The sequence below is a fragment of the Micromonospora sp. WMMA1998 genome (genome assembly GCF_027497375.1).
In the GTDB taxonomy this organism is placed as follows: domain Bacteria; phylum Actinomycetota; class Actinomycetes; order Mycobacteriales; family Micromonosporaceae; genus Micromonospora; species Micromonospora sediminicola.
On the sequence record NZ_CP114911.1, the window covers coordinates 625044 to 648922 of the forward strand.

At 77.0% G+C, this 23879-nt stretch carries 1 protein-coding gene; it reads left to right on the top strand.

The features are described from left to right. The first annotated feature begins 135 nt into the window (after nucleotides 1-135). On the top strand, nucleotides 136-23877 hold the full coding sequence (locus O7600_RS02900; protein WP_281592148.1) for a type I polyketide synthase: 23742 nt from the start codon (nucleotides 136-138) through the stop codon (nucleotides 23875-23877). Nucleotides 23878-23879 lie beyond the last annotated feature (2 nt).

Consider the following 23879-nt stretch of genomic DNA (forward strand, 5'->3'; position numbering starts at 1 on the left):
GTCCATGCACGGTGACGGGCCGGGTGCCGGCGTATCCCCGTCGCCGTCGGCCGTCCCCGGTCACCGGTGTGCCGCACCGGCGGCCATCTCGGTGTTCGACGGAATCGATCGGCAGCAAGTTCGGGCGGGTGGATCATGGCGGACGAAGAGAAGCTCCTCGAACATCTCAAGTGGGTGACCACCGAGCTCCGCCAGGCGCACCGGCGCCTGCGCGAGCTGGAGGAACCGGAGCCGATCGCCGTGGTCGGCATGGCCTGCCGGTTCCCCGGCGGAGTCGCGTCCCCGGAGCAGCTCTGGGACCTGGTCGTCGCCGGCACAGACGCGACCGGCCCGTTCCCCACCGACCGTGGCTGGGACCTGGCCGGGCTGTACGACCCGGACCCGGACCACCCCGGCACCTCGTACAGCGACCGGGGCGGGTTCCTCGCCGACGCCGGTGACTTCGACCCCACCCTGTTCGGCATCAGCCCGCGCGAGGCCCTGGCCATGGACCCGCAGCAGCGGCTGCTGCTGGAGACCGCCTGGGAGGTGTTCGAGTCCGCCGGCGTCGACGTCGGCGTGCTGCGCGGCAGCCGCACCGGCGTTTTCGTGGGCACCGCCGGCCAGGACTACGCGTCGGTGCTGCGCCGCCTGCCCGAGGGTGCCGAGGGGTACGTGCTGACCGGCACCGCCGCCAGCGTCATCTCCGGCCGCCTGGCCTACACGTTCGGCCTGGAGGGGCCGGCCGTCACGATCGACACCGCCTGCTCGTCGTCGCTGGTCGCCCTGCACCTGGCCGCGCAGGCGCTGCGCGACGGCGAGTGCACCCTGGCCGTCGCCGGCGGCGCCAGCGTGATGGCCACGCCGGGCGGCTTCGTCGAGTTCTCCCGGCAGCGCGGCCTGGCCGCCGACGGACGCTGCAAGGCGTTCTCCGCCGCCGCCGACGGCACCGGCTGGGCCGAGGGCGTCGGCCTGGTCCTGGTCGAACGCCTCAGCGACGCCCGGCGGCTCGGCCACCCCGTGCTGGCCGTGATCCGGGGCAGCGCGGTCAACTCCGACGGCGCCAGCAGCGGCCTCACCGCCCCCAACGGGCCGGCCCAGCAGCGGGTCATCCGCCAGGCGCTGGAGAACGCCGGCCTCACCCCGGCCGAGGTGGACGTGGTCGAGGCGCACGGCACCGGCACCACGCTCGGCGACCCGATCGAGGCGCAGGCGCTGCTCGCCACGTACGGGCGGGACCGGCCCGCCGGACGGCCGCTGCGGCTCGGCTCCCTCAAGTCCAACCTCGGCCACACCCAGGCCGCCGCCGGCGTCGCCGGCGTGATCAAGATGGTGCTCGCGCTGCGGCACGGCCTGCTCCCGGCCACCCTGCACGCCGACGAGCCCACCCCGCACGTCGACTGGTCGACCGGCGAGGTCGCCCTGCTCACCGAGGCGCAGCCGTGGCCGGCCGAGCCCGACCGGGTCCGCCGGGCCGCCGTCTCCTCCTTCGGCATGAGCGGCACCAACGCCCACCTGCTCGTCGAGGAGGCCCCGCCGGCCGAGCCCGCCCCCGAGCCGGCGGCCACCGTGGACCGACCGGTCGTGCCGGTGCTGCTCTCCGCCGCCCACCCGGCCGCGCTCGCCGCCCAGGCCGACCGCTGGGCCGCCTGGCTGGACGCCGGGCCCGCGCCCCGACCCCGGGACGTCGGGTACGCGTCGGTCACCACCCGGACCAGCCTGGACCGGCGGGCCGTGCTCGCCGTCACCGGCGCCGACGGGTTGCGCGCCGCGCTGCGCGCGCTCGCCGCGGGCGAGCCGTCCGGCGCGCTGGTCACCGGCGAGGCGACCGACCGGGGCCCGTTCGCGGTGCTCTTCTCCGGGCAGGGCGCGCAGCGCGCCGGCATGGGTCGGGAGTTGTACGCGGCGTTCCCGGTGTTCGCCGCCGCGTTGGACGAGGTGTGCGGGCACCTGGACCGGGCGCTGCCGCGCCCGCTGACGGAGGTGCTGTTCGCCGCCGAGGGCACCGACGACGCCGCGCTGCTGGACCGCACCGCGTTCACCCAGGCCGGGTTGTTCGCGGTCGAGGTGGCGCTGTTCCGGCTGGTCGAGTCGTTCGGCGTCACCCCGGACCTGCTGGCCGGCCACTCGATCGGCGAGGTCACCGCCGCGCACCTGGCCGGCGTGCTGTCGCTGGAACACGCCTGCCTGCTGGTGGCCGCGCGCGGCGCGCTCATGCAGGCGCTGCCCGACGGCGGTGGCATGCTCGCGGTCGCGGCCACCGAGGCGGATGTGCGCGCCGGCCTGGACGACCACGCCGACCGGGTGGGCGTCGCGGCGGTCAACGGCCCGTCGTCGGTGGTGGTCTCCGGCGCCGCCGACGCGCTGGACGAGCTGGCCCGGCGGTGGACCGACCGGGGCGTACGGGTGCGGCGGCTGGCTGTGTCGCACGCGTTCCACAGCCCGCTGATGGACCCGATGCTGGACCGCTTCCGCGCGGTGCTGGCGAAGCTGACCTTCCACGCCCCGACGCGGCCGGTGGTGTCGAACCTGACCGGCGCCCTGGCCGAGGGCGACGACCTGCGCACGCCCGACTACTGGGTGCGGCACGTCCGCGAGGCCGTCCGCTACGCCGACGGCGTGACGGCGCTGCGCGCGGCCGGCGCGGACACGTTCCTGGAGATCGGCCCGCGCAGCGTGCTGACCGCGCTGACCGTCGAGGCGCTGCCCGGCGACGACGGCGTGCTCGCCGTGGCCGCGCAGCGACACGACCGGCCCGAGGTCGCGGCGCTGCTGGCCGCGCTCGCCGAACTGCACACGCACGGCGTCGACGTCGACTGGACGCCCTGGTTCGACGGCACCGGCGCCCGGCCGGTCGACCTGCCGACGTACGCGTTCCAGCGGCAGCGGTTCTGGCCGGACGCGCCGGCCTGGCAGGCCGGGGACGTCTCCGCCGCGGGACTCGGCGTGGCCGGGCACCCGCTGCTCGGCGCGGCCGTCCGGCTCGCCGGCGACGACGAGGTGGTGCTCACCGGCCGGCTGTCCGTCGCCACCCACCCGTGGCTCGGCGACCACGTGGTCGGCGACGCCGTGGTGGTGCCCGGCACCGCGCTGCTGGAACTGGTCGTCCGGGCCGGCGACGAGGTCGACGCCGCCCGGATCCGCGACCTCACCGTCGCCACCCCGCTCACCCTCGCCGCCACCGACGCGGTGCGGGTGCAGGTGCGCGTCGGCGCCGCCGACGACACCGGCGCCCGACCGGTGACCGTGCACGCCCAGCCCGAGGACGACCCGGACGCCGAGTGGGTCCGGCACGCCGACGGTGTGCTGGAGCCGGCCGCCGCCGACGGGCCGACCCTCGGCGAGTGGCCGCCCGCCGGGGCGTCCGAGGTGGACGTGACCGGCTGGTACGACGCGTTCGCCGCGCACGGCCTGGCGTACGGGCCGGCGTTCCGGGGCGTCCGCCGGGTCTTCTCCGACCCGGACGCCGCGTACGCCGAGGTGACGCTCCCCGACGGCGTCGACCCGACCGGGTTCGGGGCGCACCCGGCGCTGCTCGACGCGGCCCTGCACCCGATCGGCCTGCTCGACGCCGGCACCGGGGACGGACCCCGGGTGCCGTTCGCGTTCGAGGGCGTGCAGCTGCACGCCGCCGGCGCGACGGTGCTGCGGGTACGGCTGACCCGCGCCGGCTCGTCGGTGCGGTTGGTCGCGGTCGACACGGCCGGCGCGCCGGTGGTGTCGGTGGACGCGCTGGCCCTGCGGGAGCTGACCGGGACCGCCGCGGCGGGCGCGGCCGACCGGTCCCTGTACGCGGTCACCTGGCCGGTCGAGGAGATCACCGCGCCGGCCACGCCGCCGAGCTGGGCGGTGCTGACCCCGAACGGGTCCGACCCGCTCGACGCCGCGCCCCGGCCCGCCGCCCATCCGGACATGGCCGCGCTGGTGGCCGCCGTGGCCGCCGGAGCGCCGGCCCCCGACGCGGTTGTGCTGCCGCTGCGGCCGGCGCCGGATGGCGGCGCGCTGCCGGACCGGGTCCGGGCGGTGACGGCGGCGGTGCTGGTCACCGTGCAGCAGTGGCTGGCCGCCGAGGCGCTCGCCGACACGCGGCTGGTGGCGCTCACCCGGGGCGCGGTCGCCGCCGGGGACGAGGACCGGGTCACCGACCTCGCCGGCGCGGCGGTGTGGGGGCTGCTGCGCTCGGCGCAGTCGGAGCACCCGGGCCGGATCGTGCTGGCCGACCTCGACCGCGAGGTCGACGCCGAGGCGTTGTCCGCGCTGGCCGGGGTGGTCGCCGACCCCGCGTCGACCGGCGGGCAGGTGGCGTTGCGCGGCGGCGCGGTGCGCGTACCCCGGTTGGGTCGACCGGCCGACGACGAGCTGCGGCCGCCGGACGGCCTCTGGCACCTCGCGCCGGTCGCTCCCGGCACCATCGACGGCGTCGCGCCGGTGCCCGCCGCCCCGGCCGCGCCGGGGCCCGGCCAGGTCCGCGTCGCCGTCCGGGCCACCGGCGTGAACTTCCGCGACGTGCTGATCGCACTCGGCATGTACCCCGACCCGGACGCCCGGATGGGCAGCGAGGGCGCGGGCGTGGTCCTCGCCGTCGGGCCGGACGTGACCGACCTGGCGCCGGGCGACCGGGTGCTGGGCATGTTCGAACCGGGCTTCGGGCCGGAGGTGCTCGCCGCGCGCGAGCGGGTGGCCCGGATCCCGGCCGGCTGGTCGTTCACCGAGGCCGCGTCCGTCCCGCTGGTCTTCCTGACCGCCTGGTACGCGTTGCGGGACCTGGCCGACCTGCGGGCCGGTGAGTCGGTGCTCATCCACTCGGGTGCCGGCGGGGTCGGCATGGCGGCGATCCAGATCGCCCACCACCTGGGCGCGACGGTGTATGCGACGGCGAGTCCGGGGAAGTGGGACACGCTGCGTCGGCTGGGGGTCGCGGAGGACCGGATCGGGTCGTCGCGGACCACGGAGTTCGAGGCCGCGTTCCTGGCCGCGTCGGAGGGCGCGGGTGTGGATGTGGTGTTGGACGCCCTGGCGGGGGAGTTCGTGGACGCGTCGTTGCGGTTGTTGCCGCGCGGCGGCCGGTTCGTGGAGATGGGCAAGACGGACGTCCGCGACCCCGACCTCGTCGCGGCCCAGCACCCCGGCGTCGCCTACCGGTCGTTCGATCTGAACGAGGCCGGTGGGGAGCGGATCGGGCAGATGCTGGCGGAGTTGCTGGCGTTGTTCGAGCGTGGGGCGTTGCGGCCGTTGCCGGTGCGGGCGTGGGACGTGCGGCAGGCGCGGACCGCGTTGCGGCACGTCAGTCAGGCCCGGCATGTGGGCAAGGTGGTGTTGACCGTTCCGGCCGCCGTCGACCCGGACCGCGTCACGCTGGTCACCGGCGCGTCCGGCGCGCTGGCCGGTGTCGTCGCCCGGCACCTCGTCGCCACCGGGCAGTCCCGGAACCTGCTCCTCGCCGCCCGCCGTGGTCCGGCCGACGACCCCACCTACGCGAGCCTGGTGGACGAGTTGACGGCCGCGGGTGCGTCGGTGCGGACCGCCGCTGTGGACGTGGGGGACCGGGCGGCGGTGGCCGACCTGTTGAACGGCGTCGACCTGACCGCCGTGTATCACTGCGCCGGGATCGTCGCCGACGCCACCGTCGCCGGACTCGACGACGCCGCGCTCGAGCGGGTGATGCGGCCCAAGGTGGACGCCGCCTGGGCGCTGCACCAGGCCACCGCCGACCGGGACCTGACCGCGTTCGTGCTGTTCTCCTCGATCGCGGCCACGCTCGGCTCACCCGGGCAGGGCAACTACGCCGCCGCCAACGCGTTCCTCGACGCCCTCGCCACCCACCGCCGCGCCCACGGCCTGCCCGCCACCAGCATCGCCTGGGGCATGTGGGCCACCACCAGCGCGATGACCGCGCACCTCGACCGGGACGACGCGCGGCGACTGCGCCGCCTCGGCATGACCCCGCTGACCGCCGCCGAGGGTTCCGCCCTGCTCGACGCCGCCACCCGCCGCGCGTTGCCCGCCGTCGCGGCGGCCCGGCTGCGGCTCACCGGCGACGCCGGCCGCTACCCGGCGATCCTGCGCGGCCTGGCCCGCGCCGGTGCCCGCCGCACGGCGCAGGACACCGCGGACGGGGAGGCGGGCTGGGCCGAACGGCTGGCCGCGCTCGCCCCGGACGAGGCCCGGGAGCGCCTGGTCGACCTGGTCCGCGCGCAGGCCGCCGCGGCGCTGGGCCACGCGAGCGCCCACGCCGTGCCGGAAACCCGCGCGTTCAAGGAACTGGGCTTCGACTCGCTGACCTCGGTCGAGCTGCGCAACCGGCTCGCCGCCGCCACCGGGCTGCGGCTGCCCGCCACACTCGTGTTCGACCACCCCACCCCGGCCCGCGTCGCCGACCACCTCCACGCCCGGCTCGCCGCCGCCGCACCCGCCGCGTCGACCGCCCGCGCGGCGGGCCCGGCCGGCACCGACGAACCGCTCGCCGTCATCGGCATGGCCTGCCGCTACCCGGGCGGCATCGCCACCCCGGACCAGCTGTGGGACCTCGTCGCCGCCGGCGCGGACGCGATCGGCGGCTTCCCGACCGACCGGGGCTGGGACCTCGACGCGCTCTACGACCCGGACGCCGAGCGGGCCGGCACCTCCACCACCCGCCACGGCGGATTCCTCGCCGACGCCGGCGACTTCGACCCCGCCTTCTTCGGCATCAGCCCCCGCGAGGCCCTCGCCATGGACCCGCAGCAGCGCCTGCTGCTGGAAACGTCCTGGGAGGCGTTCGAGTCCGCCGGCCTCGACCCGACCACCCGCGCCGGCACCGCCACCGGCGTCTTCGTCGGCGCCGCCTCCTCCGGATACGCCGCCACCGGCGCCGACGGCCTCGAAGGCCACCTGCTCACCGGCACCGCCGGCAGCGTCGCCTCCGGCCGGGTCGCCTACGCGTTCGGCCTGGAGGGTCCGGCCGTCACCGTCGACACCGCCTGCTCCTCGTCGCTGGTCGCGTTGCACCTGGCCGCGCAGGCGCTGCGCTCCGGCGAGTGCGACATGGCGCTCGCCGGTGGCGTCGCCCTGATGGCCACCCCCGGCATGTTCTCCGAGTTCTCCCGCCAGGGCGGGCTGGCCCCGGACGGCCGGTGCAAGGCGTTCGGCGCCGCCGCCGACGGCACCGGCTGGGGTGAGGGCGCCGGTCTGCTGCTGGTCCAGCGGCTCTCCGACGCGCGGCGGGAGGGCCGCCGGATCCTCGCCGTGGTGCGCGGCACCGCCGTCAACTCCGACGGCGCGTCCAACGGGCTCACCGCGCCGAACGGGCCGTCGCAGCAACGGGTCATCCGGCAGGCCCTGGCCAACGCGCGGTTGTCGCCGTCCGAGGTGGACGTGGTCGAGGCGCACGGCACCGGCACCACGCTCGGCGACCCGATCGAGGCGCAGGCGCTGCTCGCCACGTACGGGCAGGACCGGGAGACCCCGCTGCTGCTCGGGTCGGTCAAGTCGAACATCGGCCACACCCAGGCCGCCGCCGGCGTCGCCGGCGTGATCAAAATGGTTCTCGCCATGCGGCACGGGATCGTCCCCGCGACGCTGCACGCCGACGAGCCGTCCCCGCACGTCGACTGGACCGCCGGCGCCGTCACCCTCGTCACCGCGCCCACCCCCTGGCCCGCGCTCGACCGGCCCCGCCGCGCCGCCGTCTCCTCGTTCGGCATCTCCGGCACCAACGCCCACGCCGTCATCGAGGCCGCCCCCACCGCGGCGCCGGCCGACCCCGCGCCCGCCACCGGCCCCGGCCTGGTCGGCGCCGACGCGGTGCCGCTGCTCGTCTCCGCCCGCACCGCCGGTGCCCTGCCGGCCCAGGCCGCGCGCCTGCACGAGCACCTCGCCGCGCACCCCGACCTCGACCCGGCGGACCTCGGCTGGTCGCTCGCCACCGGCCGCGCGCACCACCCCTACCGGCAGGTCGCCGTCGCCGCCGACCGCGCCGCTGCGCTCGCCGCGCTCACCGCCGCCACGCCGCCGGCCCAGCCCACCGACGGTACGCCGAAGGTCGTCCTCGTCTTCCCCGGCCAGGGCTCCCAGTGGCCCGGCATGGCGCTCGACCTGCTCGACCGCTCCCCGGTCTTCCGGGACCGGATGCGCGAGTGCGCCGCCGAACTGGCCGACCTCGTCGACTGGACGCCCGAGGACGTGCTGCGCGGCGCCCCCGGCGCCCCACCGCTGGACCGGGTCGACGTGGTTCAGCCGCTGCTGTTCACCGTGATGGTCTCCCTCGCCGAGGTGTGGCGTGCCTGCGGCGTACGCCCCGACGCCGTGATCGGCCACTCCCAGGGCGAGATCGCCGCCGCCTGCGTGGCCGGCGCGCTCACCCTGCCCGACGCGCTGCGGCTCGTGGTGGCCCGCAGCCGGGGCCTGCTCGCCCTCACCGGCCGGGGCGGGATGGTCTCCGTGCCGCTCTCCGCCGCCGACACCGCCGACCTCATCGCCCCCTGGGGCGACCGCCTTGGCGTCGCCGCGCTCAACGGCGCCGCCGTCACCGTCGTCTCCGGCGACGCGGACGCCGTCGACGACCTGCTCGCCGCCTGCGCCGACCGGGAACTGCGGGCCCGGCGCATCGCTGTCGACTACGCCTCCCACTGCGCGCACGTCGACGCGGTCCGCGACGACATCACCGCCGCGATCGGCACGCTCCACCCCCGTCCGAGCCGGATCGCGTTCCACTCCACCGTCACCGGCGAACCGATCGACACCGCCGACCTCGACGCCGACTACTGGTTCCGCAACCTTCGCGAACCGGTCCGGCTCGCGCCGGTCGTGGACGCGCTCATCGACACCGGTCACCGGGTGTTCGTCGAGGTCAGCCCGCACCCGGTGCTCAAGGTCGTGGTGCAGGACGCGCTCGACCGGGCACCCGCCGGCCCGCCCGGCGTGGTCGTCGGGTCGCTGCGCCGCGACGAACACGGCCCCCGCCAACTGCTCACCGCCCTCGGCGCCCTGCACACCGCCGGCGTACCCGTCGACTGGGCGGCCGTGTTCGCCGGCTCGGGCGCCATTCGGGTCGACCTGCCCCCGTACGCCTTCCAGCGGGAACGCTTCTGGCCCGAGCCGGGCACGGCGGCCGGCGGCGACGTCACCGGCGCCGGGCTCGGCGCCGCCGGGCACCCGCTGCTCGGCGCGGCGGTGCGACTGGCCGACGCCGACGAGGTGGTGCTGACCGGCCGGCTCGCGCTGTCCGCCCAGCCGTGGCTGGCCGACCACGCCGTCGCCGGCGCCGTGCTGCTGCCCGGCACCGCGCTGGTCGAGCTGGTGGTCCGCGCCGGCGACGAGGTCGGCGCCCCCCGGGTCCGCGAACTGACGCTGGTCACCCCCCTCACGCTGCCGGACACCGGCGGACTGCGGGTGCAGGTGCGCGTCGGCGCCCCCGACGACGCCGGCGCCCGCCCGGTGACCGTCCACGCCCAACCCGCCGACGACACCGACGACGGGTGGACCCGGCACGCCGAAGGGCTGCTGGAGCCGGGCACCGCCGACGAGCCCACGCCGGGCTCCTGGCCGCCCGCCGACGCGGCTGAGGTGGACCTCACCGGATGGTACGACACGCTCGCCGGGCACGGCCTGGCCTACGGGCCCGCGTTCCGGGGCCTGCGCCGGGCCTGGACCGACGACGACACCGTCTACGCCGAGGTGGCCCTGCCGGACGGGCCGGCCGAGCGGGCCGGCCGGTTCGAGGTGCACCCGGCGCTGCTCGACGCCGCGCTGCACCCGATCGGCCTGCTCCCCGGCGGTGAGGCCACCTCCGGGCCGCGCGTGCCGTTCACGTTCGAGGGCGTGCAGGTGCACGCCGCCGGCGCGGCCGTGCTGCGGGTGCGGGTGCGCCGTACCGGCTCGGCGGTGCGGCTCGTCGCGGCCGACGAGACCGGCGCGCCGGTGGTCTCGGTGGACTCCCTGGTGCTCACGGAACTGGGCGACGCCACGGGGCGGCCGGGCCCCGCCGACCGGTCCGTGCTGGAGGTCGCCTGGTCGGTCCGGGACCTCCCGCCCACCGGCGGACCCCGGTCCTGGGCGACGCTCGCCGCATTCGGCGCCCCCGTGACGGGCACCGACGCCGGCACGGCGGTCACCGCCGGTACGGCGCGGCGGGAGGCCGGCACGGCGGTCACCGCCGGTACGGCGCGGCGGGAGGCCGGCACGGCGGTCACCGTTGGTGCGGCACGCACGGACGTCGGCAGCTCGGGCTCCGCGTCGGGCGTCCCGGCCCTCGGGGATCACACTGCCGCGTACCCCGACGTGACCGCGCTGGCGGCGGCCGTCGAGGCCGGCGCGCCGGCCCCCGACGCGGTGCTGCTTCCGGTTCCGGCCGGGAACGACGCCGACCTGCCGGCGCGGGTCCGGTCGGTCACGTCCACGGTGCTGGCCACCGTGCGGGACTGGCTGGCCGCCGACACCCTCGCCGACGCGCGCCTGGTGGTGGCGACCCGGGGCGCGGTGGCGGCCCGCGACGAGGAGGACGTCACCGACCTGGCCGGCGCCGCCGTGTGGGGGCTGCTGCGCTCGGCGCAGTCCGAGCACCCGGACCGGATCGTGCTGGTCGACCTCGACCGGGACGCCGACCCCGACACCCTCGCGCCGCTCGCCGCGGCCGGCGGGCAGTTCGCGCTGCGCGACGGCGACGTGCTGGCGCCCCGCGTCGTCCGCCCGGCCGGGGACCGGCTCGTCCCGCCGGCCGGCGGCTGGCACGTGGCCGCCGTCGAGCCCGGCACCATCGACGGCGTCGACCTGCGCACCACCGACACGCACCCGCTGGCCGCGGGTGAGGTGCGGGTGGCGGTGCGGGCGGCGGGGGTGAACTTCCGGGATGTGTTGATCGCGTTGGGGATGTATCCGGATCCGGCTGCGGTGATGGGTAGTGAGGGCGCGGGGGTGGTGCTGGAGGTCGGGCCGGGTGTGTCGGGTCTGGTGCCGGGTGATCGGGTGTTCGGGTTGTTCGAGCCGGGTTTCGGTCCGCGGGTGGTGGCGCGGCGGGACCGGGTGGCGCGGATGCCGGAGGGCTGGTCGTTCGTCGAAGCCGCCTCTGTGCCGGTGGTGTTCCTGACGGCGTGGTATGCGTTGCGGGATCTGGCCGACCTGCGGGCCGGTGAGTCGGTGCTGGTCCACTCGGGTGCCGGTGGGGTGGGCATGGCGGCGATCCAGATCGCCCACCATCTGGGTGCGACGGTGTACGCGACGGCGAGCCCGGGGAAGTGGGACACGCTGCGCCGGCTCGGGGTCGCGGACGGGCGGATGGCGTCGTCGCGGACGACGGAGTTCGAGGCCGCGTTCCTGGCCGCGTCCGGTGGTGCTGGTGTGGATGTGGTGTTGGACGCGTTGGCGGGGGAGTTCGTGGACGCGTCGTTGCGGTTGTTGCCGCGCGGCGGCCGGTTCGTCGAGATGGGCAAGACCGACCTGCGGGACCCCGACCTCGTCGCGACCCAGCACCCCGGCGTCACCTACCGGTCGTTCGAACTCAACTCCGCCGGCGGTGAGCGCCTCGGGCAGATGCTCACCGAACTCCTGGAGCTGTTCGAGCGGGGCGCGCTGCGACCGCTGCCCACCCGCACCTGGGACGTCCGGCAGGCGCGCACCGCGCTGCGGCACATCAGCCAGGCCCGCCACGTCGGCAAGGTCGTGCTCACCGTCCCCGCCACCGCCGACCCGGACCGCGTCACCCTCGTCACCGGCGCCAGCGGCACCCTCGCCGGCCTGGTCGCCCGGCACCTGGTCACCACCGGGCAGTCCCGCAACCTGCTGCTCGCCGCCCGCCGCGCCCCCGCCGACGACCCGGCCTACGCCGCGCTGGTCGACGAGCTGACCACGGCCGGGGCGACCGTACGGGCCGTCGCGGTGGACCTCGGCGACCCGGTAGGCGTCGCCGACCTGGTCGCCGGGGCGGACCTCACCGCCGTCTACCACTGCGCCGGCGCCATCGCCGACGCCACCATCACCGGACTCGACGACGACGCGCTCGACCGGGTCATGCGGCCCAAGGTCGACGCCGCCTGGGCGCTGCACCAGGCCACCGCCGACCGTGACCTGACCGCGTTCGTGCTGTTCTCCTCGATCGCGGCCACGCTCGGCTCACCCGGGCAGGGCAACTACGCCGCCGCCAACGCGTTCCTCGACGCCCTCGCCACCCACCGCCGCGCCCACGGACTGCCGGCGGCCAGCCTCGCCTGGGGACTCTGGGCCACCACCAGCGCGATGACCGCGCACCTCGACGACGGCGAGCACCGCCGCGCCATCCGCGCCGGCAGCGCCCCGCTCACCGACACCGAAGGGCTGGCCCTGCTCGACGCGGCCGGCCGCCACGGCGGCGCACACGTCGTCCTGACGAAGGTGCCGACCAGCCCCGACCCGGCCCGCGTACCCGCGCTGCTGCGCGACCTGATCCGCCCCGCCCGGCGGCGCGCCGCCACGCGTACCGGGGCAGAGGTGTCCCTGGGCGACCGGCTCGCGGCGCTCAGCCCAGCCGCCCGGCGCGGCCACCTCCTCGACCTGGTCACCGCCGCGGCGGCCGCGGTGCTCGGACACCGCGGCGCCGACGGCGTCGACCCGCAGCGCCCGTTCCGGGAACTCGGCTTCGACTCGCTCACCTCGGTCGAACTGCGCAACCGGCTCGCCGCCGCCACCGGGCTGCGACTGCCCGCCACCGTCGCGTTCGACCACCCCACCCCCGCCGTGCTCGCCGACCACCTCGACCGGGAGATCGGCGGGTCGGCCGCGCCGGCCGCCACCCCCGTGTCCGGCGTGACCACCGCCGTCGACGAGCCGATCGCCGTCGTCGGCATGGCCTGCCGCTTCCCCGGCGACGTCCGCACCCCCGAGGACCTGTGGGACCTGGTCACCGCCGGCGCCGACGTCATCGCGCCGTTCCCCACCGACCGCGGCTGGGACCTCAGCGTCCTCGGCGACGACGCCGACCGGCCGGCGCCCCGGCACGGCGGCTTCCTCTACGACGCCGCCGACTTCGACGCCGCCTTCTTCGGCATCAACCCGCGCGAGGCGCTCGCCATGGACCCGCAGCAGCGGCTGCTGCTGGAAACGTCGTGGGAGGCGCTGGAACGCGCCGGCGTCGACCCGCTCACCGTCCGGGGCAGCGCCACCGGCGTCTACGTCGGACTGATCTACCACGACTACGCCGGCGCCGCCGTCGGCGCCGGCGACGACCTCGACGGGTACGTCGGCAACGGCAGCGCCGGCAGCGTCGCCTCCGGCCGCATCTCCTACCTGCTCGGCCTGGAGGGCCCGGCCGTCACCGTCGACACCGCCTGCTCCTCTTCGCTGGTCGCGCTGCACCTCGCCGCCCAGGCGCTGCGCCAGCAGGAGTGCGGGCTCGCGCTCGCCGGCGGTGTCACCGTCATGTCCACCCCCGGCATGCTCGCCGAGTTCTCCCGCCAACGCGGCCTGTCCCCGGACGGGCGGTGCAGGGCGTTCGGCGCCGGCGCCGACGGCACCGGCTTCGCCGAGGGCGTCGGCATGCTGCTGCTGCAACGCCTCTCCGACGCGCAACGCGACGGCCGCCGGATCCTCGCCGTGCTGCGCGGCAGCGCGGTCAACCAGGACGGCGCGAGCAGCGGCCTCACCGCCCCCAACGGGCCGTCCCAGCAGCGGGTCATCCGCCAGGCCCTGGCCAACGCGCGGCTGTCGCCGTCCGACGTGGACGTGGTCGAGGCGCACGGCACCGGCACCGCCCTCGGCGACCCGATCGAGGCGCAGGCGCTGCTGGCCACGTACGGGCAGGACCGCGACACGCCGCTGCTCCTGGGCTCGGTCAAGTCGAACATCGGGCACACCCAGGCCGCCGCCGGCGTCGCCGGCGTGATCAAGATGGTTCTGGCCATGCGGCACGGCCTGGTCCCGCCGACGCTGCACGCCGACGAGCCGTCCCCGCACGTCGACTGGACCGCCGGCGCGATCACCCTGGCGCACCGGGCGCAGCCCTGGCCCGCCGTGGACCGGCCCCGCCGCGCCGCCGTGTCGTCGTTCGGCATCTCCGGCACCAACGTGCACGCGGTCCTGGAACAGGCCCCCGAGCCGACCCCCACCGCGCCCGCGCCGGCAGCCGGCGACCTCGGCGTTCCGTGCGTGCTCTCCGCGCGCACCCCGGACGCGCTGCGCGCCCAGGCCGGCCGGCTGGCCGCCTGGGTCGAGGCGAACCCGGCGGTCCCGCTGGCCGATCTCGGCCACGCCCTCGCCACCGCCCGGTCCGCGTTCGAGCACCGGGCCGTGCTGCTGCCCCGCGACCGGGCGGGCCTGCTCGCCGGCCTGACCGCCGTCGCCGCCGACGAGCCGTCCTCCGCCGTGGTGCGCGGCGTCACCCGCCCCGGCCGCCTCGCCGTCCTCTTCTCCGGCCAGGGCGCGCAGCGCCCCGGCATGGGCCGCGAGGCGTACGCGGCGTTCCCCGTCTTCGCCGCCGCGCTGGACGAGGTCTGCGACCACCTCGACCCGCTGCTGCCCCGGCCGCTGCGGCCGGTGCTCTTCGCGCCCGAGGGCGCGCCGGAAGCCGCGCTGCTGGACCGTACCGAGTTCACCCAGCCCGCGCTCTTCGCCGTCGAGGTGGCGCTGTACCGCCTGGTCGAGTCGTTCGGCGTCACCCCCGACGTGGTCGGCGGCCACTCGATCGGCGAGATCACCGCCGTGCACGTCGCCGGGGTGCTCTCCCTGCCCGACGCCGCCGCCCTGGTCGCCGCGCGGGGCCGGCTCATGCAGGCGCTGCCCGACGGCGGCGGGATGCTCGCCGTCGCCGCGCCCGAGCCCGAGGTCGCCGCTGCCGTCGCGGGCCGCGCGGACGTCGGGATCGCCGCGGTCAACGGCCCGGCGTCGGTGGTGGTCTCCGGGGCCGGTGACGCCCTGGCGGAGGTGGAGCGGGCCTGGCGGGAGCGCGGTGTGCGGGTCCGCCGGCTGACCGTCAGCCACGCCTTCCACAGCCCGCTGATGGCGCCGATGCTGGACGACTTCCGGGCCGTCGTCGACGGCCTCACCCTCGACGCGCCGCGCCTGCCGGTGCTGTCGAACCTGACCGGCCGGATCGCCGAACCGGACGAGCTGCGCGACCCCGACCACTGGGTGCGGCACGTCCGCGAGGCGGTCCGCTTCGCCGACGGCATCAGCCACCTGCGGGAGCGCCACGTCGGCACCTACCTGGAGGTCGGGCCGGACGGGGTGCTCTCCGGGATGGTCCGGGACTGCCTCGGTGACGACACCGGTCCGGTGGTCGTGCCGACCCTGCGCGCCGGACGCACCGAGGCGTCCGCGCTGCTCACCGCGCTCGCCGAGGCGTACGCCGCGGGAACGCCGGTGGACTGGACCGCGCTGACCGGCGGTGGCGTGCCGCTCGACCTGCCCACCTACCCGTTCCAGCGCCGACGTTACTGGCCCGACGCCGCGACCTGGCGCACCGGCGACCTGTCCGGCGCCGGGCTGGCAGCGCCCGGGCACCCGCTGCTCGGCGCGGCGGTGCGGCTGGCCGGCGCGGACGAGCTGGTGCTGACCGGCCGCCTCGCGCTGGCCGCGCAGCCCTGGCTGGCCGACCACGTCGTCGGCGGCTCCGTCCTGGTGCCGGGCACCGCGCTGGTCGAGCTGGTGGTGCGCGCCGGCGACGAGGCCGGCGCCCCCCGGGTACGCGACCTGACCGTCACCGCGCCGCTCGCGCTGCCCGCCACCGGCGGCGTCCGGGTGCAGGTGCGCGTCGGCGCGGCCGACGAGGCCGGCAACCGGGACGCCGCCGTCTACGCCCAGCCGGACGACGACACCGACGCGCAGTGGGTGCGCCACGCCGAGGCGGTGCTGGAGCCGGCCGCCGCCGAGGAACCGGGCCTGACCGCCTGGCCGCCGGCCGGTGTCACCGAGACCGACCTGACCGGGTTCTACGACACGCTCGTCGGCCACGGCCTGACGTACGGGCCGACGTTCCGCGGCCTGCGCCGGGTGTGGACCGGCCCGGACCAGGTGTGCGCCGAGGTGGCGCTTCCCGACGCGGCGGTGGACGGGTTCGCGGTGCACCCGGCGCTGCTGGACGCCGCGCTGCACCCGATCGGGTTGCTGCTGCCCGCCGACGGCGCCGGCCCGCGCGTGCCGTTCGCGTTCGAGGGCGTCCAGGTGCACGCGGCCGGCGCCCGGCTGCTGCGGGTCCGGTTGACCCGTGCCGGCTCCGGCGTCCGGCTGGTCGCGGCGGACGAGACGGGCGCGCCGGTGGTGTCGGTCGACGCGCTGGTCCTGCGCGAACTGGCCGGCGTCCCCGCACCGGACGCGGCCGCGCGTTCCCGGTTCGTGGTGACCTGGCCGGCCGAGGAGATCGACCCGGCCGACCGCGAGGTGACGTGGACGGTGCTGACCGCCGCGCTGCCGCGTGACGCCGCGCCCACGCCGGGCGGCCGGACCCGTCGCGCGGCCGGTCGGGGCGCGGGACGCGGGAAGGCCCGTACGGGCGCGCCGGCGCCGCTGCCGGGCGGATGGTTCGACACGGCCGTGCCCGCGCGGTTCCCGGACGTGGCCGGGCTGGTGGCGGCCGTCGCCGACGGCGCGCCGGCCCCCGACGCAGTGCTGTTGCCCGTCGGAACCGGTGGCTGGCCTGCCGAGACCGGCGCCCATCTGTCGCGTCCGGCCGAGGGCGACCTGTCGAGCCCGACCGAGGGCGATCTGTCGGGCCTGGCCGACGGCGACCTGACCGGCTCGGGCCGTGGCGACCTGCCCGGGCGGGTGCGGGCGGTGACGACGGCGGTGCTGGCGACCGTGCAGGCGTGGCTCGCCGCCGACGATCTGGGCGACTCGCGGCTCGTGGTGGTGACCCGGGGCGCGGTCACCACCGGCGACGACGACCGTCCGGCCGATCCCGCCGGCGCGGCCGTGTGGGGGCTGCTGCGCTCGGCGCAGTCCGAGCACCCGGACCGGATCGTGCTCGCCGACATCGACTCCGCCCTCGACCGGCGCGCGCTCGACGTGCTGGCGACCGTCGCCGGGACACCATCCACCGTGGGTGGTCAGCTCGCGCTGCGCGGCGACCGGGTGTGCGTACCCCGGTTGGCGCGTCCGACCGGCAGCGAGCTGGCGCCACCGGCGACCGGCGTCTGGCACGTCGCCGCCGTGCACCCCGGCACGCTCGACGGCGTCGACCTGCGCACCACCGACACGCACCCGCTGGCCGCGGGTGAGGTGCGGGTGGCGGTGCGGGCGGCGGGGGTGAACTTCCGGGATGTGTTGATCGCGTTGGGGATGTATCCGGATCCGGCTGCGGTGATGGGTAGTGAGGGCGCGGGGGTGGTGCTGGAGGTCGGGCCGGGTGTGTCGGGTCTGGTGCCGGGTGATCGGGTGTTCGGGTTGTTCGAGCCGGGTTTCGGTCCGCGGGTGGTGGCGCGGCGGGACCGGGTGGCGCGGATGCCGGAGGGCTGGTCGTTCGTCGAAGCCGCCTCTGTGCCGGTGGTGTTCCTGACGGCGTGGTATGCGTTGCGGGATCTGGCCGACCTGCGGGCCGGTGAGTCGGTGCTCATCCACTCGGGTGCCGGTGGGGTCGGCATGGCGGCGATCCAGATCGCCCACCATCTGGGTGCGACGGTGTACGCGACGGCGAGCCCCGGCAAGTGGGACACGCTGCGTGGGCTCGGCGTCGAGCAGGACCGGATCGCGTCGTCGCGGACCACGGACTTCGAGGCCGCGTTCCTGGCCGCGTCCGGGGGAGCGGGTGTGGATGTGGTGTTGGACGCCCTCGCGGGGGAGTTCGTGGACGCGTCGTTGCGGTTGTTGCCGCGCGGCGGCCGGTTCGTCGAGATGGGCAAGACCGACCTGCGGGACCCCGACGTGGTGGCTCGGGAACATCAGGGCGTCGCGTACCGGTCGTTCGATCTGAACGAGGCCGGTGGGGAGCGGATCGGGCAGATGCTCACCGAACTCCTGGAACTGTTCGAGCGGGAAGCGTTGCGACCACTGCCCATCCGCACCTGGGACGTCCGGCAGGCGCGGACCGCCCTGCGGTACGTGAGTCAGGCCCGGCACGTGGGCAAGGTGGTGCTGACCGTCCCCGCCACCGCCGACCCGGACCGGGTCACGCTCGTCACCGGGGCGTCCGGCGCGCTGGCCGGTGTCGTCGCCCGGCACCTCGTGGCCACCGGGCAGTCCCGCAACCTGCTCCTGGCCGCCCGCCGCGCCCCCGCCGACGATCCGGCCTACGCGGCCCTCGTCGACGAGCTGAAGGCGGCCGGCGCGACCGTGCGGACCGCCGCCGTCGACGTGTCCGACACCGCGCAGGTCGCCCGGCTGCTGGACGGCGTCGACCTGACCGCCGTCCACCACTGCGCCGGAGTGCTCGACGACGCCACGGTCGCGGCGCTCGACGCCGAGTCCGTGGCGCGGGTGATGCGGCCCAAGGTCGACGCCGCCTGGGCGCTGCACCAGGCCACCGCCGACCGGGACCTGACCGCGTTCGTGCTGTTCTCCTCGATCGCGGCCACGCTCGGCTCACCCGGGCAGGGCAACTACGCCGCCGCCAACGCGTTCCTCGACGCCCTCGCCACCCACCGCCGCGCCCACGGCCTGCCCGCCACCAGCATCGCCTGGGGCATGTGGGCCACCGACGGCGGCATGGCGGGGCGGCTCGACGCCGACGACCGCACGCGGCTCGGCCGGATCGGCATGACCGGGCTGACCGCCACCGAAGGCACCACGCTGCTCGACGCCGTCGCCGCCGCCGCGCCGCCGACCGGGGTCGCCGCGCGGCTCCGGATCACTGGCGACCCCGCGCAGCTCCACCCGATGCTGCGGCTGCTGGCCCCCACCGGCGGACGCCGACAGGCCCGCACCGGCGACGGGACCGCCACCGGCTGGGTCGAACGGCTCGCCGGGCTCACCTCGGACGAGGCCCGGGAGCGCCTGGTCGACCTGGTCCGCGCCCAGGCCGCCGCGGTGCTGGGCCACCCGTCGGCGCAGGCGGTGCCCGCCGTCCGCGCCTTCAAGGAACTGGGCTTCGACTCGCTGACCTCGGTCGAGCTGCGCAACCGGCTCGCCGCCGCCACCGGGCTACGGCTGCCCGCCACGCTCGTCTTCGACTACCCGACCCCGGAACGCCTCGCCGACCACCTGCACGAGCACCTCGGCCACGACCCGGCCGGCGACACCACCACCGCCACCCGCGCCGCCACCAGCGACGACGACGATCCCATCGCCATCATCGGCATGGCCTGCCGGCTGCCCGGCGGGGTCACCAACCCCGACCAGCTGTGGCACCTCGTGTCCACCGGCGGCGACGGGATCGCCGAGTTCCCCGCCGACCGGGGCTGGGACCTCGACGCGCTCTACGACCCGGACGCCGACCGCGCCGGCACCTCCAGCACCCGCCACGGCGGATTCCTGCCCGGCGCCGCCGACTTCGACCCGGCCTTCTTCGGCATCAGCCCCCGCGAGGCCCTCGCCATGGACCCGCAGCAGCGCCTGCTGCTGGAAACCTCGTGGGAGGCGTTCGAGTCCGCCGGCCTCGACCCGCACGACCGCACCACGACCACCGGCGTCTTCGCCGGCCTCATCCACCACGACTACGCCGGCCGGCTCGACGCCTCCGCCGAACTGGAGGGCTACCTGGTCAACGGCACCGCCGGCAGCGTCGCCTCCGGCCGCGTCGCGTACGTGTTCGGGCTGGAAGGCCCGGCCGTCACCGTCGACACCGCCTGCTCCTCGTCGCTGGTCGCGCTGCACCTGGCCGGCCAGGCGCTGCGGGCGGGGGAGTGCGACCTCGCCCTCGCGGGCGGCGTCACCGTGATGGCCACGCCCAGCGCGTTCGTCGGGTTCTCCCGGCAACGCGGACTCGCCCCCGACGGGCGGTGCAAGTCCTTCGCCGCCGGCGCCGACGGCACCAGCTGGGGCGAGGGCGTCGGCATGCTGCTGGTCGAGCGCCTGAGCGACGCCCGCCGGCGCGGCCACCGCGTCCTGGCCGTGGTACGCGGCACCGCCGTCAACCAGGACGGCGCGTCGAACGGGCTGACCGCCCCGAACGGGCCGTCGCAGCAGCGGGTGATCCGCCAGGCCCTGGCGAACGCCCGCCTGGGCACCGCCGACGTCGACGTGGTGGAGGCGCACGGCACCGGCACCACGCTCGGTGACCCGATCGAGGCGCAGGCGGTCATCGCGACCTACGGGCAGGACCGCCCGACGGACCGGCCGCTGCTCCTGGGCTCGATCAAGTCGAACCTCGGGCACACGCAGGCCGCCGCCGGCGTGGCCGGGGTGATCAAGATGGTCCTGGCCATGCGGCACGGCCTGGTGCCGCCGACGCTGCACGTGGACGAACCGTCGCCACACATCGACTGGACCGCCGGCGCGGTCAAGCTGGCGACCGCCCCGACGCCGTGGCCCGACCAGGCCCGGCCGCGCCGGGCGGCGGTGTCGTCGTTCGGCATCTCCGGCACCAACGCCCACGTCGTCCTGGAACAACCACCCGTCGCCGACCACCCGGTCACGGCCGGCGACGCCGCCGACGGCCGCCCCGGCGGGCCGGCGGTGCTGCCGGTGCTGCTGTCGGCGCGTACCGACGCCGCGCTCGCCGCGCAGGCCCACCGGTGGGCGACCTGGCTCGCCGCCGACGGCACACCCCGCCCGGCCGACGTCGGCTGGTCCGCGCTCACCACCCGCCCGCCGCTGGAGCAGCGGGCCGTGCTGGCCGCCACCGACCGGGACGAGCTGCTCACCGCGCTGCGCGCGCTGGCCGCCGGCACCACCACCGGCGCGGCGATCACCGGTACCGCGCGACCGCGCGGCCACCTGGCGCTGCTGTTCTCCGGTCAGGGCGCGCAGCGCGCCGGCATGGGCCGGGAGTTGTCCGAGGCGTTCCCGGTGTTCGCGTCCGCCCTCGATGAGGTGTGTGCTCATCTGGATCCGTTGCTGCCGCAGCCGCTGAAGCCGGTGCTGTTCGGCGACGGTGACCTGCTGGACCAGACGCAGTTCACGCAGGCCGGCCTGTTCGCGGTCGAGGTGGCGCTGTTCCGGCTGGTGGAGTCGTTCGGGGTGACGCCGGACTTCGTGGGTGGTCATTCGATCGGTGAGGTGACGGCCGCGTTCGTGGCCGGGGTGCTGTCGCTGCCGGACGCCGCCGCGCTGGTCGCGGCGCGGGGCCGGTTGATGCAGGCGCTCCCGGCCGGCGGCGGGATGCTCGCGGTCGCCGCCCCGGAGTCCGAGTTGGCCGAGACGATCGCCGGCCGCACGGACATCGGGATCGCGGCGGTCAACGGCCCCACGTCGGTCGTGGTCTCCGGCGCCGGGGACACACTGGCGGAGATCGAGCGGGTCTGGCGCGACCGGGGCGTGCGGACCAGCCGTCTGACGGTGTCGCACGCGTTCCACAGTCCGCTGATGGAACCGATGCTCGCCGACTTCCGCGCGGTCCTGGAGGGACTGACGTTCGCCGCGCCGCTGCTGCCGGTGGTGTCCAACGTGACGGGTGCCGTCGCCGATGCGGGCGAGCTGACCGACCCCGACTACTGGGTGCGGCACGTCCGGCAGGCGGTCCGCTTCGCCGACGGGATCACCGCCCTGCGGAACGCCGGGGTGGACACGTTCCTGGAGATCGGTCCGCGCAGTGTGCTGACCGCGCTGACCGCCGAGATCCTGCCCGATGAGGACGTGCGGGCGGTGGCGGTGCAGCGTCGGGACCGGGACGAGAGCGCCGCGCTGCTGGCCGGGCTGGGCGAGCTGCACGTGCACGGCGTCGCCGTGGACTGGACGCCCTGGTTCGCCGGCACCGACGCCACCCGCGTCGACCTGCCCACCTACGCCTTCCAGCACGCACGCTACTGGCCCGACAACCCCACCCGCGCCGACGCCTCCGACGCCGAGTTCTGGGCCGCCGTGGAGAGCGGCGACCTGACCGCGCTCGCCGGCCACCTCGGCGACGACGACCTGGACACGCTCACCCCCGCCCTGCCCGCGCTCACCACCTGGCGCCGGTCCCGCACCCGCCGCACCGGGGCCGACCGCTGGTCGTACCAGGTCGAGTGGCGCCGGATCGACCTCGACGGACCGTCGGCGACCGACGGCGCCTGGCTGCTGGTCACCCCGGACGGTGAGCCCGCCGCCGCGCACGTCGGCGCCGCGCTGGCCGGCGCGGAGCTGCGGCGCGTCACCGTCGACCCGGCCACCACCACCCGCGCCGACCTGGCCGCCGCACTCGGCAAGGCCCTCGCCGACGGGCCGGTCGCCGGCGTGGTCTCCCTGCTCGGCCTGCGCGACGAGCCGCACCCGGCGCACCCGTCGCTGCCCGCCGGCACCGCCGCGACGCTCCTGCTGGTCCAGGCGCTGCACGACACCGGCGAGACGCCCCCGCTGTGGTGCCTCACCCGGGGCGCGGTCGCCACCGGCGGCGACGACCCGGTCCGCAGCGCCGGTCAGGGCGCCCTGTGGGGCCTGGCCCGCGTCGCCGGGCTGGAGCTGCCCCGGCTGCGGGTCACCCTGCTCGACCTGCCCGACGGCGACACCGACCCGGCCCGCCTCGCCGCCGCTCTCACCGCCGCCGGCGACGAGGACCAGCTCGCCCTGCGCCCGGCCGGTCTGCACGCGCGCCGGCTCGTGCGGGCCGCCCCCGCCGCGCGCGACGCCGCCGACCGGTGGCAGCCCTCCGGCACCGTGCTGGTCACCGGCGGCACCGGCGCGCTCGGCGCCCACGTCGCCCGCTGGGCCGCCGGTCACGGCGCCGCGCACCTGGTGCTCACCGGCCGCCGGGGCGAGGCGGCGCCCGGGGCGGCCGCGCTGCGCGACCAGCTGACCGCCCTCGGCGTCCGCGTCACCGTCGCCGCCTGCGACGTGGCCGACCGGGACGCGGTCGCCGCGCTGCTCGCCCGACTCGACGACGACCCGGCGCCGCTGACCGCCGTGGTGCACGCCGCCGGCCTCAACGACGTCGCCCCGCTGCTCGACACCGACCTGGACCGGCTGGCCGCCGTGTCGGCCGGCAAGACCGCCGGCGCGGCGCACCTGGACGAGCTGCTCGGCGACCGTCCGCTCGACGCGTTCGTGCTGTTCGCCTCCATCGCCGGCGTCTGGGGCAGCGGCGGACAGGCCGGCTACGCCGCCGGCAACGCCTACCTCGACGCGCTGGCCGAGCGGCGGCACGCGCGTGGCCTCGCCGCCACCTCGGTGGCCTGGGGACCGTGGGCCGACGGCGGCATGGCCACCGACGACGCCCAGCGGGAACTGGCCCGGCGCGGCCTGCGAGTCATGGCCCCCGCCGACGCGGTGCACGCCATGCGCGTCGCCGTCGGCCGGGGCGGGCCCGCCCTGACCGTGGCCGACGTGGACTGGACGACGTTCGCCCCGGCGTACGCGTCGACCCGGCCCCGGCCGTTCCTGGCCGACCTGCCCGAGGCCCGGCAGGCGGTGCGGGACGCGGCCGAGGCGCCCGCCGACGGGGGCGCGGCCCTGCGCGAGGAACTGCGCGGCCTGACCGGCGAGGACCAGGACCGCCGGCTCACCGACCTGGTCCGCGCCGAGGCCGCCGCCGTCCTCGGCCACGGCGGCCCGGAACGGGTCAAGCCCCACCGGGCCTTCAAGGACCTCGGCTTCGACTCGCTGACCGCGGTCGAGTTGCGCAACCGGCTCAACCGGGCCACCGGTCTGTCCCTGCCCACCACGCTCGTCTTCGACCACCCCGACCCGGCCGCGCTCGCCGACCACCTGCGCGCCACCCTGCTGCCCGACACACCCGCCGGGCCGGCCGCCGACCCGGCCGAGACCGCGGTACGCCAGGCGCTGGCCACCGTCCCGCTCGCCCGCATCCGCGAGGCCGGTCTGCTGGACCTGCTGCTCGGTCTCACCGCCGACGACGGTCCCGCCGCCGAACCGGACCGGGCGGAGGTCGACCTCGACGAGATGGACACCGACACCCTGATCCGGCTGGCCCTCGACGGCACCGAGTCCTGACG

Bases quoted from the DNA above. Each gene is read 5' to 3' on its own strand.
- O7600_RS02900 (WP_281592148.1), top strand. From the start codon at position 136: ATGGCGGACGAAGAGAAGCTCCTCGAACATCTCAAGTGGGTGACCACC.